Source organism: Dyadobacter sp. (genome assembly GCF_039919315.1).
Taxonomy (GTDB): domain Bacteria; phylum Bacteroidota; class Bacteroidia; order Cytophagales; family Spirosomataceae; genus Dyadobacter.
Genome location: NZ_JBDSFX010000075.1, coordinates 180,890 through 195,520, shown reverse-complemented (window position 1 = coordinate 195,520; position 14,631 = coordinate 180,890). Strand labels below are relative to the sequence as shown.

The 14,631-nt window shown below is 47.0% G+C and carries 9 protein-coding genes and 1 riboswitch; all 9 genes read right to left on the bottom strand.

Going from position 1 to position 14,631, the window contains the following annotated elements; genetic code table 11:
• Window positions 1-17: 17 nt before the first annotated feature.
• Complete coding sequence (locus tag ABIO93_RS21205; RefSeq protein ID WP_348071350.1) at window positions 18-1,283, bottom strand: TlpA disulfide reductase family protein; 1,266 nt, start codon at window positions 1,281-1,283, stop codon at window positions 18-20.
• 155 nt (window positions 1,284-1,438) lie between these two features.
• Window positions 1,439-1,532: riboswitch (SAM riboswitch) on the bottom strand.
• Window positions 1,533-1,728: 196 nt separating this feature from the next.
• Window positions 1,729-4,524 carry a sulfatase-like hydrolase/transferase gene (locus tag ABIO93_RS21200; protein ID WP_348071348.1) on the bottom strand — a complete coding sequence of 932 codons (2,796 nt, stop codon included), beginning with the start codon at window positions 4,522-4,524 and terminating at the stop codon, window positions 1,729-1,731.
• 12 nt (window positions 4,525-4,536) lie between these two features.
• Entirely contained in the window at window positions 4,537-5,979 is a 1,443-nt protein-coding gene (locus ABIO93_RS21195; RefSeq protein ID WP_348071346.1) for a sulfatase, read from the bottom strand.
• Between the two features lie 12 nt (window positions 5,980-5,991).
• On the bottom strand, window positions 5,992-7,374 hold the full coding sequence (locus tag ABIO93_RS21190; protein WP_348071344.1) for a sulfatase: 1,383 nt from the start codon (window positions 7,372-7,374) through the stop codon (window positions 5,992-5,994).
• Window positions 7,375-7,582: 208 nt separating this feature from the next.
• Complete coding sequence (locus ABIO93_RS21185) at window positions 7,583-8,959, bottom strand: sulfatase-like hydrolase/transferase (RefSeq protein WP_348071342.1); 1,377 nt, start codon at window positions 8,957-8,959, stop codon at window positions 7,583-7,585.
• A 62-nt stretch (window positions 8,960-9,021) separates the two neighbouring features.
• Window positions 9,022-9,186: a hypothetical protein gene (locus tag ABIO93_RS21180; RefSeq protein ID WP_348071340.1), complete on the bottom strand. Its 165-nt coding sequence runs from the start codon at window positions 9,184-9,186 to the stop codon at window positions 9,022-9,024.
• 159 nt (window positions 9,187-9,345) lie between these two features.
• Complete coding sequence (locus ABIO93_RS21175; RefSeq protein ID WP_348071339.1) at window positions 9,346-11,688, bottom strand: arylsulfatase; 2,343 nt, start codon at window positions 11,686-11,688, stop codon at window positions 9,346-9,348.
• Between the two features lies 1 nt (window position 11,689).
• The gene (locus tag ABIO93_RS21170) at window positions 11,690-13,144 is read right to left on the bottom strand and encodes a sulfatase (RefSeq protein WP_348071337.1); all 1,455 of its coding nucleotides are present in this window, start codon (window positions 13,142-13,144) and stop codon (window positions 11,690-11,692) included.
• 56 nt (window positions 13,145-13,200) lie between these two features.
• Complete coding sequence (locus ABIO93_RS21165) at window positions 13,201-14,628, bottom strand: RagB/SusD family nutrient uptake outer membrane protein (RefSeq protein ID WP_348071335.1); 1,428 nt, start codon at window positions 14,626-14,628, stop codon at window positions 13,201-13,203.
• Window positions 14,629-14,631: the final 3 nt, after the last annotated feature.

Here is a 14,631-nt window from a genome sequence, read left to right as displayed (position 1 = left end):
AAAACCCTTTTCGTACATCATGGCAATGGTTCTGCAATCAATTTTGCCAGATCCTCATTCCATTTTTTTACATAGTCGTCGTAAAATTTCCCGGTGCCTTTTCCCGAGAACCCCGTATGAATTTCCTTCACTTTACCATCGCGACCGACAATGATCGTGGTCGGGTAAGCAAGGAATTTGTCGATAGCAGGTAGTTTTTCAGCTACCACATTACCGCCTACTTTTCCGGCAAAAAGCAGATCGTACTGGATGTCGTAGCGGTTTTTGAGCTTGGTCAAGGTGTTTTTGGCAAATGCCAGATCATCTTTGGCTTCAAATGCCAATCCGATCGCCTCTACACCTTTGCTTTTATTCTCTTTAAACCAGGGCGCGAGAAAAGTAACCTGATCAATGCAATTGGGACACCATGTTCCCATGATTTCGATAATGACCACTTTGCCTTTGTATTTTTCGTCGCTCAGCGAAACTTGCTTGCCATTGACATCAGGAAATGTGAAATCAAATTTGTCATAGCCTGGTTTCAGGAATGTAAGCGCATAAGCATCAGGAAGCGCCGCATTGTCATCTTTCGTTCCTTCAAAATGAATTGGATCGGCACTGGCACCGATGGCGCCGGTTATTGAATTGTCACTATTAATTTTGCCCCTCACATACGCCGGACTTGAACCTGTAAACCCGGAAAGCACAAACTCATCGCCCTGCACACTGCCTTCCAGCTCGCGACTGTCGCCCGAAACCGAGAGAATAATACCATTCAGCTTGTTTCCTTTTTGCTCAAAAACCGCCACACGGTCCAGTACTGGCTTGCCGCCAGCAGCAGCATTACCCTGGATTTTCACAACCCATCTGCCAGAGAGATTCGCCTTAGGAGCTACCTCTTTCCCTGGCTCTACAAACCGGTAGCTTTTTCCCGGCTGCGCCTGAAATGAGTAAACCCGGCCACCATTGCCTGGTACCAGGCTTTTCTGAACGCCGGTAAGACTTCCGTCGTCCTGAATTTTCGCAAACCAGGCAGTTTCAAAAGTGTTAAGCGAAACCTGGATAGAGTCACCGGAAAGGTATTTTACCTGAAAGTCATCACGACGGTCACCATTGATTGCCGTAAAAACGGGTTGCTCGCCACCGCCATTTTTCACCTCGAAATTGAATGGCACCTCCGTCTCTCCCACTTTAAATACACCCCGCCAGATGCCGTTCTTTAACTCTTTGGCTTGGGTTGTTACATTGAAAGATGTTAGCGATAATGCTGCAATAGCATAGGAGTATAATCTCTTGATTTTCATTTGGTTATTTGTTTTTACTTGGAGTTTAAAAATTTGAAACCATCTGTCACCCACACCGAAAGTGGTGGAAACAGCCACAAAAATTCCTACGGGACGTCAATGCCGCCCTGGAAACTTACTTTTTAACTCTGCTTACTCCGGTGGTTGGGTGCTCAGATTTATCATTAGAATTAGGTTGGGGCACCTTAAAAAGTCCTAGGTTGCCAGAAGATCAAAGAGCCTAACCTCTCCCTCCATTCTTTATAAATCTACTAATTCGATAGACAAAGATTGTAATAAATTTTAAGAATGCAATAGCTAGTGGGAAAATTTGTTTTTTTGGGTGGAGCTAATGGTAGAGTAACGAGGGCAAATTTTGCCTTCGTTATTTGAACGCGGGCGAAATTCCTCAAATTTCGCCCGCGTTCGTAATATGAAGCTTTCTAATCAATTCAACTTCTAACTTCTATCGCACCGCCACTCGCAGCTCCTCATACCGCTTCCGCAACTCCGCCAGCTTCACGGCATACGCACCATTTCCAGCCAGATTAACAGTCTCATGCGGATCTTTTAGCGTATTGTACAGCTCCTCATATCCATGTTCAATGTACTTTATATATTTAAAATCCCCCGTCACAACCCCTTCTACTTTCGGCAACCGCGGACTTCCCATGAAAGTATGTTCATAGAAAAAGTCCTTCCTCGCAGCGGGTTTGCTTCGTATTGACTTTATTAAATTTTGTCCTTGCATTGAACCAGGAACCGAAACCCCGGCCAGCGACAAAATCGTCGGTGCGACGTCAATGTTCAATGCGATGCTATTGGACTGCGTATGTTGCAGGTTAGCAGGCAATGCTCCTCCCGAAATGATCAGCGGTACCCGGATGGATTCTTCAAAACCAAACCATTTACCCTCCAAACCATGCTCTCCCAGGGAAAAACCATTATCACCCATGAAAATGATGATCGTATTCTCGTCAATTTTTAACTGCTTCAACTGAGCCACCAAATTGCCTACCACTTCATCGACACCGGTGATCAATCGGTAATAATCTCTGGTCGTTTCGGCCCGGAGCTCAGGCGTTGACAGCAATGGTTTCCACCTGTCGCGGCCGATGTTCGCTTCTGTTTTAAAAAAATCAGGATGACAGTTCCAATATTTTGGGTCCGCAGTTACGGGATCAGGGATATTTACATTTTTATACAAATCCTTGAAACGCTCCTGAACCGGATAAGTCGGCGGGTTACCGTCGAGCTCGTGTGGTGCTTTGAAACTTACTGCCAAACAGAATGGTTCCTTCCCGGCAAATTGGCCCAGAAACTGCGTAATGTCCTTTCCCACACTATCCGTGTGATGAATGATTTTGCCGCTTTTGTTCACCAGCTCATACTTCGGCTGACCCTCCTTGGCAGCTGCCCAATAATCGTACAATGAATCTGGCTGATTTTGCACACCAATACCCCATTTGCCGATAAAACCGAGCTTATACCCTGCGTGTTTGAGCAATGCAGGATAAGTTTGCGTCAATGCCTCTTTCTTAAAATCCGTATTAAAATCATTGATCTGATGCCGCGACATATACTGGCCGCTCAGCAAACTCGCCCGGCTAACCATACAGATGGCAGTTGTGACATAGGCTTTTTTAAACAAAATGCCACGATTAGCCAGTGCGTCCAGGTTCGGCGTTTGAATGATTTTATTTCCCATCATGCCCAAAGCATCCCAGCGATGATCGTCCGTAAGCAGGAAAATGATATTCGGACGTTTCGCCTTGGATTTTCCCTCAGCGATGCGCGTGCTATCTTTTCCATCGTAACGGTATTTCCATTGCTGCATATATTCGTCCGCAGTCAGGAATTTGTCTTTTGCTTCAATGAGCTTGCTTTTCAAAGTCCGCTCCAATTTTGCCTGGGTACTGGCATATTGCGGCAGATCGATCAGGTTTTTCAGCTGATAAGGATCTTTGAAATTATCATACATCAGCCACGGACCATTCAAATCCCGGACATAAGTATACTGTTGCGTACGAATGGCCCGGTACTCTTTTCCACCATTCAAAAAGTTGTTTTCATGAAAAGGTACCGGCAGCTGGATCAATGCCGCCTCGTCACCTTTTGGCGTTTTTTTTCCTTCCAAAACATCAGCAAAATTTTGTCCTTCCACCGAAGCCGGAATCTTCATTCCACTCATTCCGAGCAATGTGGGCAAAATATCAATGTTGCTGAAAGGCATCGATAACTCACGTTTCTTCAAACCTAACCCGGCCGGATAATGTACAAGTAACGGTACTAGTACGGATTCATCCCAGGGCTTTTGCTTTCGCACTTTACCGTGCGAATACAGCATATCGCCGTGATCGGAAGTAAAAACCACGATCGTATTTTCCTCTACGCCAGCCCGTTTCAAAGCCGCCAGCAAATCTCCCGCCGACTTATCCAACGCAGTACAATGTGCATAGTAGCCAGCGAGATCCTTCCGTGCTTTGGCTTTCAGCGAGTCGGGAACATTGGGCCTCAATGTTAATCGATCAGGCTGATACAATTTGCGATACTCCTCAGGCGCAGTCTGGTACGGGTCGTGCGGGGGCCCCCAGGAAAGGACCAGCAAAAATGGGTTGCCTTTGTTTTTATCAATGAAACTAATCGCGCTGTCGGTTTGCGGGAAAACATCATAACCCCGCCAGTCGTGCTTCACATTGTTTTCATCGAAATAAAAAGAGCTGTTATAATCATGCGTGACCTCCCTTGCTTTCCAGTAGTCAAAGCCTTGCCGACGCTCCTGCGGTACCGCCCGGTTGCGCGCGCTGAATTGCTTTTCGTAATTCTCCTGCCCATTCACGTGCCATTTGCCAATGTACCCAGTCGCATATCCGGCGGTTTTGTAAATCTCGGCGATCGTTAATGCTTCATTTCGAAGCGGACGGTCATTGTAAAACACACCGTGCGTCAACGGATATTGGCCTGTCAGCAAACTTGCGCGTGCCGGACTGCAGACCGGCATTACCGAAACAGCCGTTTTAAAAACAACACTTCGCTGCGCAAGCTGATCCAGGTTCGGTGTTTTCACATCCTTGTTCCCGGCGTACCCCAGTGACTGGGCATTCCATTGGTCGGCCATGATAATGACGATATTCGGCTTTGCAGCTTTTTGAGGGTTGCCGGTGCGCGCGGGACCTGGCCCGGCTAATGCAAAACCGGTTATCAGCAAGGCAAAAATGACCATTACTGATAACCGGAGGGAAGTTTTTATATTCAATAACATTTTCAGAAAATACTAATCAACAGCTGGATACCCCTTTTTAAGCAAAGTAGACAGCTCATTTACTGTAATGATAAAATTGTTGTCCTTCGCAAGATTTGCGAACTCGTTAGGATCTTTTTGATGATCATACAGCTCCGTGCCTGCTTTTCCCTCGTCCCATTCTGTGTACCGGAACCGTTCCGTCCGCACGCTCCTGCCCATAATTTGCCCGCGGCGCACTTGTGTATACGCAGCTTTGTCCCAGATCGCATCCGGAGATTTTAGTAGCGGAGTAAGGCTTTTACCTTGTAGTTTTTGACTGGGAGTAAGGCCACACAGTTCAGCCAATGTAGGGTAAATGTCCAGTAACTCCACGGTACGGGCAGAAGCTTTGCCTTTGGTACCGCCAGGCACTGAAAATATCAATGGTACATGCGCGGAATTTTCAAAAAGACTCTGCTTCATCCATTGTCCGTGCTGTCCCACATTATAGCCGTGATCACTCCAAAGCACGATCACCGTATTGTCGGTGAGTTTCAATTTATCCAAAGCGTCCAATAACCTGCCTACCTGCGCATCCATGAAAGTAATAGTGGCATAATAGGCTCTTAATGCCTCTTTCCTATCAGCCACCGAAAGTCCCCAATGCGCAGGCTTCGTAAACAATGCTGCTTCGGGAATGTCGTCCAGGTCATTTTCCAGTTCTTTTGGAAGAGGTACTTTGTCAACAGGATACAGGTCGAAATACTTTTTCGGGGCTAGGTATGGAGAATGTGGTCTGTAAAAACCCACTGCGAGAAAAAATGGCTCATTTTTCTTTTCAGTCATGATTTTGATCGCCTCGCTGGCCACCATACCATCAGTCTGCTCCTCGTCCGTTCCTTCGGTGGCGCGCCAGGCCAATGCGCTGCCGAGTCCGCGATCGGGCGTCAGGTTTTTGATCAATGATTCTTCCGTCTTGTCCCTACCCTTCGGATTCACCTTTTGATCCCAGGAAATTGGGTCATCCAATCCGTCCGTACCGATCTGCCCGGGAACGCCGTAATGATAGATTTTGCCCACCCTCGCACTGTAATAATCGTTATTTTTGAACAACTGAGGCAATGTGACAACGTCGGGCAGGTTTTTCCGGAAATGCGTTTGTAATTCGTAAATTTTGGTCACATCGGGGCGCTGCCCTGTCAGTAACGACGAGCGGCTCGGGCTGCACAATGGAAACTGCGTGTAGGCTTTGCTGAATTTCACGCCTCTTTTGGCAAGACGGTCAATGTTCGGCGACTTCACGAATGTGTTTCCATAACAGCCCAGATCCGTATTCAGATCGTCGACGGCAATGAACAGGACATTCAATTTTTTCTTGGCATTCTTGTCGCCGGGACCGGAGTCGCCCGGACCTGCATGGCTTTGAACAGATAATCCCGTAAAACCAGAGATAGTAAGCGCAAAAGCTGCAATTAGTAAGTGCTTTTTCATCATTTGTGGTTTGATTTATTCCTTACCTTCTTTGACTGTGGGAGCGTCTTTCGTGTTCACAGTTGGCAATGACTTTGCCAGTTTTCCCTTCACAGCCGCATATTTTGCATCTTTTGCCAAATTTTTAAACTCCTGCGGATCGCTATCATGATCGTATAGTTCCTCAGAACCATCATTGTAGCGTATATAGCGCCATTTTTCAGAGCGAACTGCGTGATTTCCAAGCCCATGCGTTGTAACCGATGGATGATCCCATTCAGCACCCGGGTTTTTCAGTAAGGGAACAATGCTATTACCTTCCAATCCCTTTTTGGCCGGTAAATTACACAGTTCCGTCAATGTTGGGTAAATATCCATCAGATTCACAGTGCGTTCCGAAATTGCATTGTCCTTCGAAAGTCCCGGCGCATACACGATCAACGGTACACGCGAAGCTTCTTCCCACAATGCAAATTTTCTCCAATGTTCTTTTTCACCTAAGTGCCAGCCATGGTCTCCAAAGAAAACAATGATCGTATTTTTCGCATACTCGCTTTTTTCCAGCGCATCCAGCAACCGGCCTATTTGTCCATCGGCAAAAGTAATGCTTGCCAGGTAACCCTGTACCGCTTTTTCCCACTGCTTGTTGTCGACGATAAACTTGTGATCGCCTTCTGGTTTGGCAATTTTAACACCCGCATCCGGCACATCACTCAGATCATTTGCAATCGTTTTGGGTAGCTTAATGGACTCCAATGGATATTCATCGTAATATTTTTGAGGCACATACCAAGGCAAATGCGGGCGCGTCAGACCGATCGCCAAAAAGAAGGGCTTGTCGTGTTTTTTACCAAAATAATCAATACCCTGGTTCACTACCTTGAAATCACCCATATCCTCATCTTTCACATCCACGGGGCTCCAATCGAAATGCGCAAAACCATTCACCGGCACTTTGGGTGGCTCAGGAGATTTGGGTACATCGAAATAAACCGGCCACGAAGCATTGTCATTGTAAGAGTTATGGAAGATCTTGCCGGCCCCTTTCACATCGTATCCATTAGCCGTAAAATATTGTGGCAAAGTCACCGCATCCTTCAAAACAGGCCGCCAGGGCTGATTGTTGTGGTAAACGCCTGACGTCGACGGACGGACACCGGTCAGCAAACTGGCGCGTGACGGGTTACAGGCAGGAGCCGAGCAATAGGCCTTTTTGAACACCACTCCTTTTTTGGCAAGCTTGTCAATATTGGGTGTTTTAATGCCCGGGTAGCCTTCAAATGGCCCAATCCAATCATTCATGTCATCGACGGCGATGAAGAGAACGTTGTATTTGGGTTTGGAATCTTGCGCAGAGGTTTCGGAATACCCGGCGACAACCAATGTAAGCGCCGAGAATAACAGGTGTTTTAGTTTCATTGCTATTTGTTAAAATATAAAAACAGGAGGCTCCTCCGGAGCCAAAAATATGCACTATCGGTTTTCCTAGTAACAGGGTACCGCTCCGCGGTATCTGGCTCCGGAGGAACCGCCTGTTTCTAGAAAAGCGTTGTAATTTGATTTTTGAACCCTGGCGGGGTTCCCTGTTTGTCAATCCCATTCCCGGAATTATTGGGCATCATTGTATTTAATCGCCCTTTTCCGCAAATGCCGGATTGGGCTCCAAACCTGGCAAAATCACTTTCGCTACACCAGGATCGCCGAATTTCCAGGCCGGAAGCTTGGCCAGTTCTGCTGCAAAAACCTTGCGTCTTTTCTCACCTTCCGCACCGGCTTTCCCGGCAGGAACAGCGCTTTTCTCTTCAATGTCTTTTACCAGATCGTAGAACCGGCCATCGGAATACAATTTATAATGTCGGTCCCTGATAAAACGAGCGGAATGCTTGTTGGCAGCTTCTGAGTGAATAGGCTGGTAATGCGAAAATATCCAGTCACGCGGCGTACCCTTTTCACCTCGGATCTGCGGCAGAAAGCTGCGCCCGTCTGTATTCCATTCTTTGGGCACTTGGGCATGTATGGCATCCGCAATGGTCGGTAAAATATCCGTAAAATCGATCAGATTATCCGTTTCGTGGATTTTGTATTTCCCACTGCCCCAATTTACGATCAGCGGAACATGGTGCCCACGGTCCATTGTCGTTCCTTTTCCGCCTTTCACCGTACTCCCGTCCTTCATCGTCGTAGCAATCGCTTTTCCAGTACCATTATCTCCGGTAAAAATGATGATCGTATTTTCGTAAATACCGAGATCTTTCAGCTTCTGAATGATTTTGCCTACATTTTTATCCGAGTAGGTAACCATATCACGGAAATTCAGCGTGTCGCTTTTGTGTCGTCCCGCCGGATCAGACTTCCAGCTTTTGCTGTCGGGAGTTGGCGGAAATGGGTCGTGTACCAATGCCATTGGGTAGTAGGCCAGAAATTTTCCATCTTTATTTTTTTCGATAAAATCGAGCATATAATTCACGAAAATATCCGGGCCGTAGTCATCGTCAGTTGTTTTTAAGATCTCCCCATCCTTGTCGATCAATGGCTTTGCATATCGTTCACCGTCACGTCTGGGCTTATCCAGCTGCCACAAGCAATACTGGTCAAATCCGAAATGCTTTGGCAATTTATTGTTAGCCCCAAGCTGCCATTTTCCCGCGATTGCAGTAGCGTAACCTGCTTCTTTTGCCAAATGTGCAAAGGTTTTTTGATCCTGATTCAAGTGACCAAACTGCGAATAGTTTTTGTAATTGTATTTCCCAGTCATGATCTGCACGCGGGAAGGGGTACACAGTGGCTGCGAGAAACCATAGTTAAACTTCAATCCGCCTTTCGCCAGCCTATCAATGTTCGGCGTTTTATAAGTACTACCATAGGCGCCAATGCATTCCTTACCCATATCATCAGCAAGAATCAGGACGATGTTCGGCGATTTTTTTTGAGCGAGAACCGGGATTAATGCACTGATCCATAACAGGACAGTCAGGTAGTTTTTGAATTGTTTCGTTAGAGTCATAAAGTTGTCAGGTTTGGTCATTTGTCGTCAGTATTAGTCAAATTCAGTCATCACTCATTAACTTATAAACTCATGAACTCAATTTCGCTTCCATAGCAACCCAGGTCAGCGTAACCGAGGTCGTCGGCGAGAATGACGATCACGTTTGGCTTTTTCTGGGCGAAAGATTGGAATGCCATCAGCAGTGTGACAACAAAAAACAGGGGTTTTACGATTTTATAATTCACATCAAAAAACGTTTAAATTCGATTAAAGGAGGCTCCTAAGGCGCCGGGACATGTTATGCGCATTAGTTCATTGATACAGGAGGCTACTACCGAGCCAGAAATTGTACATCATATTTTTTTGAGATTCCGTTGGACTCCGGAGAAGTCTCCTGTTTTTCCCTAGTCGTATTTAATCGTAACTTTCCTCAGCCTCCCCGTAAACGCAAATGGCGCCTTATACTGGTCCGAAACCGCATTTTTCTGATCTCTTCCTACATCCGTCCCGTCAATATTCCTCGGCCCCTGCACCTGCGCCTGTGCAGCTGTGAAACTTCTCTCTCCTATTTTTTCATCATTCAAATAAACCGTTTCCTTACCCACCGATTTACCTGCTTCCGCCGGACCTGAATGTTCGTAAACCAGCTTGAAATTCACTTTTCCTTTCGGGATTGAGGTAGTCGAAACGACATTGAAAACATCCTTCGCCGTTTTATGCGTGTAGTGGAATTTGCCGTCTTTTACAAAAAGACTGATACCGCTTTTATCACCGCCAACCGCAAACAAAACGCCTTCCTCCTCCCCTGAAATGATCTCAGCCTCCGCATTGACGGTAAAAGAGCGCCCGTCGTAAAGCGGACTGCTCACACCTACCAGGTTGTCGACACCTGGAAACAGGGTAATGTTGGGCATTTTACCATATACTGTTCTTCCGGCCGGCATATCGTGCGCCGTGAAATCCTTCAATGGATACACATTGTATTTCTTTGCTTCCTGGTCGAAAACCGCTTGCAATTCTTTCAGCTTGGCGGGGTTTTTCTCGGCGAGATTATTGCGCTCGTTGAAATCTTCATTCAGATTGTAAAGTTGCCACACATCCCTGCTGAAATCCACTTTGGCGCCCGATGGATCAGCCTTACCTGTCCCGGCCTCTAAACCTTCCCATACATCGTGGCCGCGTGAAGCTTTCCAGCCATCCTTGTAAATCGAAAGCGCTCCCGCAATTTCATAGTACTGGACTGTATGTTTCGACGGTGCCTTAGCATTGTCGATCGCATAAGCCAGGCTCGTCCCTTCAATCGGTTCCTGCTTATAGCCATTGATCAGTTTCGGCGATTCACCTTTGATGATTTCCAATGTAGTAGGCAGAATATCAATAACATGCCCGTATTGATTGCGAATTCCGCCCTTGTCTTTAATGCCTTTTGGATAATACAAAACCATAGGATTTCTAGTACCTCCCTCCGTATTAGCGTCGGCTTTCCAGTAGCGGAAAGGCGTATTTGCAGCCGCTGCCCAGCCGATCGGATAGTCCGTGCTCGACTCATCTGTACCGATCAAATCACTCGCATTCAGAATCGCATCAATGCGCGCTTCGCGTTGCAATCTGTTGATCTGCTGATTGGTAGTACCATGCTGAGTTCCGCCTTTACTAGCCCCATTATCACCCAAAATCACCGCAATCAAAGTATTATCCAGCTGATCGATCTGATCCAGATAGTTGACGATCCGGCCAATTTCATAATCTGTATAGGAATAAAATGCTGCGTACACTTCCATGAAATGTGCGTACGCTTTCTTCTCTTTTTCGGATAAATTGGCCCATTCTTTCACGCCTGGATTGCGCTCCGGCAGCGCTGCATTCTGAGGAATAATGCCTAATTTTTTCTGTTTTTCGATGACAATCTCGCGGTACTTGTCCCAGCCGAGGTCAAATTTTCCTTTGTATTTGTCGATCCATTCTTTCGAAACCTGATGCGGTGAATGTGTCGCACCAGTGGCCAGGTACAGGAAAAATGGTTTTTCTGCATCCACAGACTTTTGATTGGCAATGTATTTAATGGCTTTGTCCGCCAGCAATTCATTCAAATGTTTTGTATTCGGTTCAATGTCCAGTTTGGTCGCATCCTCCCACAATTCCGGATGCCACTGGTCCGTCGCGCCCGGCAGGAATCCGTAATAATGGTCAAAACCTCGTCCTGTAGGCCAGCGGTTGAATGGGCCAGCCTGTGAGTTTTCCGTTACCGGGGTCAAATGCCATTTACCCAATGCAAATGTGCTGTACCCGTTTTCACGCAAAACTTCTGCAGCAGTAGCTTTTTCGAAAGGAATGTAAGTGTCGTAACCCGGAAAATCGATTGCCGCAGGCGTAAGCAAACCTACGTGCGCCGAGTGGTGATTTCTTCCTGTCAGCAATGCAGCTCGGGTAGGAGAACAAATGGCGGTCGTATGAAAATTGGTAAACCGTAAACCCTGGTTAGCCAGTTTTTCAATATTCGGCGTTTCTACCAGGCCTCCAAATGCCGTAGTAGCTCCAAAACCGGCATCGTCGATCAGTATCCAGACCACATTAGGCGCGCCTTTTGGGGCCTTTTTATTATACTCGATTTTGAATGGCGTCGATTCCTGCAAAGTCTTCCCTATTTTCCCATTCCAGGGCTGCTGAGGGCTTTGCTGGGCCAAAAGCGGACATACCGACAAGTAGCCCGCAATCACTGATGCTGTTATTTTTAAAGCTGTTTTCATATTAATTTTTGAGAATGACTGATTTCGTGGTAGCTGGCTGAGCAAACTCAGGGTTCAGTTTTGTTGGGATCGGCGCATTGGTTTTAGCTCTCCAGGCAGCCAGTTTTTCTTTTAATTCCTTAGTCTTAGCGGGGTTTTTCTCTGAAATATCTGTCGTTTCACCAATATCTTCTTTGATGTTATACAATTCGATCCGACCATCTTCGTAGAATTCATGCAACTTAAAATCTCCTGAACGCACAGTACTAGTCGGCCTCGTGCGGAATACGTCTTTGTTTCGCTTATCTCCCTTATAACCTTCGAGATAGGCAGGGAAATGCCAGAAAATATCCCGCGTTGGAGTTGTCTTTTGCAGCAAAAGTGGCGCAAAACTCTGCCCGTCAGATTCTGAATTCAATGGCTTTTGAATGTTTGCTACTTCGAGTAATGTCGGATAAAAGTCAATACCGATCACAGGCGTATCCGTCGTCGATCCGGCTTTGGTTTTGCCCGGCCATTTTACGATGAGCGGAACGCGCACGCCGCCTTCATAGAGCATTCCTTTCGAGCCGCGAAGCGGATGCTGGGTAGTGTTGGCGCCCATACCTCCATTGTCAGAAAAGAAAACTACCAACGTATTTTCAGCCAGTTTCAATGATTCCAGTTGCTGCAAAACCCGCCCTATGCCCTGGTCAGCGCTTTCGATCATCGCCGCGTACACCGGATTGTTGTGGTACTGATCGCCCTTTTTTGCTTTGTATTTCTTGATAATATCCGCCTTCGCTTCGATCGGCGTGTGAACAGCAAAGTAGGATAAGTATAGGAAAAATGGCTTTTCCTTGCTGTCACTAATAAATTTCAATGCTTCATCGGTCAGGCGGTCCGTCAGGTATTCGCCGTCCGGGCCAGCAGTAATGCCTTCGTGTGGCGATTGTTTCCCCTCTTTATTATAAGGATAAAAATATGAGCTCGTACCGCCGGTACCACCGATCACGTGCTCAAAACCCTGGGCATGCGCATCCGCGCCCTTACCTTTTCCTCCAAGCTGCCATTTTCCGATCAGACCGGTATGGTAACCCGCGTTTTTTAGCTCTTCGGCAATAGTTGTAAAAGATGGATTGAGAACTGTATTGTTTTCAATGGGTATCAATTTGCGGTCTACCGACTCACCACGATCGGAGTTGCCCACTGTGTAAATTCCATGACGGGGCGTGTACTTACCTGTCATCAGCGACGCGCGGCTTGGCGCACAGTTTGGACCAACCGAGTACGCCTGGGTAAACTTCAAACCCTGCGTCGCCAACTTGTCAATATTGGGCGTCTCATAATACTTACTCCCCGCCGAACTCAAATCCGTCCACCCCCAGTCGTCGACCAGGATGAAGAGGATGTTGGGTTGCTTTTCTGTTGATTGCGAAAAACCAGACAGCGAACTCGCGATAAGAAGCAGACTTAGGATATAGGTTATCTTTCTCATTGCATTTTAAAAGCAAATTTTTAGTTAATGATCATTGTAAGTTTGTACCAAGAGTTTTACTCCCACCCAGGATTCTGCACCAGTTTCGGATTCAAATCCATCTCCCGCTGCGGTATCGGATGCAAATAATGCTTTTCGGCGGCGTTGGTTTTGCCTATTTTATGCAGATCCGTAATCATTCTTTTAGTCCTGATCAGGTCAAACCAGCGTTGGAATTCGAACATTAACTCTAACCGGCGTTCCAGGTAAATGGCTTCGCGGAATGTGTCTTTCGTCAATCCTGCAAGATTCGCTAGACCAGCCCGTTTTCTGACTTTGTTGATAGAAGCGTAGGCCGCGGCAGTAGGCCCTCCGGTTTCATTCAAAGCTTCTGCGTAGATCAACAGGATTTCCGCAAAACGGATCACAGGGATATTTTGGGCCGATTCCGTCGGGTTACCAATTTGCGCCATGTCAAAATATTTGAAAAATCTTGGCGAGAATGTTACCTCCTTGCCCGTCGTCGGACTTACCAGCGAGGTAAAAAATGTGACGTCGCGGCGCTTGTCCTCGGCTGCGTACAATGCGTACACGCTCCCATGAGGCTCGTCGGTACCTGCCGCAGCCACACCGGGTATCCCTACCGGCGTGGCCGACGATGCAAGCCGGTTTCCCTGTCCATTGACATTGGATTTACATTGAACAGAGAAAATATGTTCTTTGCCATTCTTCGTCGCGACATTGAAAACGTCCGCAAAATTTTCGAACAAATCATAGCCATAAGGCCCATTAATCACTTCCAGACTTTTCGCAGCGGCTTTTTCCCACTCTTGACGGGTGAGGTATACTTTGGCCAGAATGGATTTGGCCGCACCCGCAGTAGCCCTGCCGGCATCTGATCCTGCAAATGAATTCGGTAATGCTTCCGCGTCCGTCAAATCTTTGATAATCTGCTGATACACCTCTTCCTTCTGTGTGCGGGAAACCTGGATCGCATCTTTGCCTAGTGAACTCGTTTCCTGCAAAATCAATGGTACATCGCCCCAAAGTCTTACCAGGTTGAAGTACAACAAACCGCGCAAAAACTTGGCCTCATTCACCAGCCTGGTACGCAATGCAGCATCCATTTCGATCTGCGGAATGCGTTCAATGGCGATATTGGCGCGGCTGATCGCCACGTAACTTTCTCTCCAAAGCTCATCGACACGGTCATTGGTGGTGGAATGCGACAAAACCGAAATACTCCGTACATCTGCATTGGTAACGCGCAAACCGGCGATCGCGTCGTCGGACATGATCTCGAATGCGAGGTGGAACAAGCGGTTGTACATCGTCAGACCGCCATTGTTGAGGGCCGCATTGTAAACGCTGGTCACTGCCGAAAGGGCGTCGCTTTCGGTTTTGTAAAATTGCTCGGTCGTAATGAGTGAGGAAGGGTTTTCGTTCAGGTCCGTGCAGGACGTGAATGTAAAAATGCCCAGAAATATATATAGTATCTTTTTCATTGT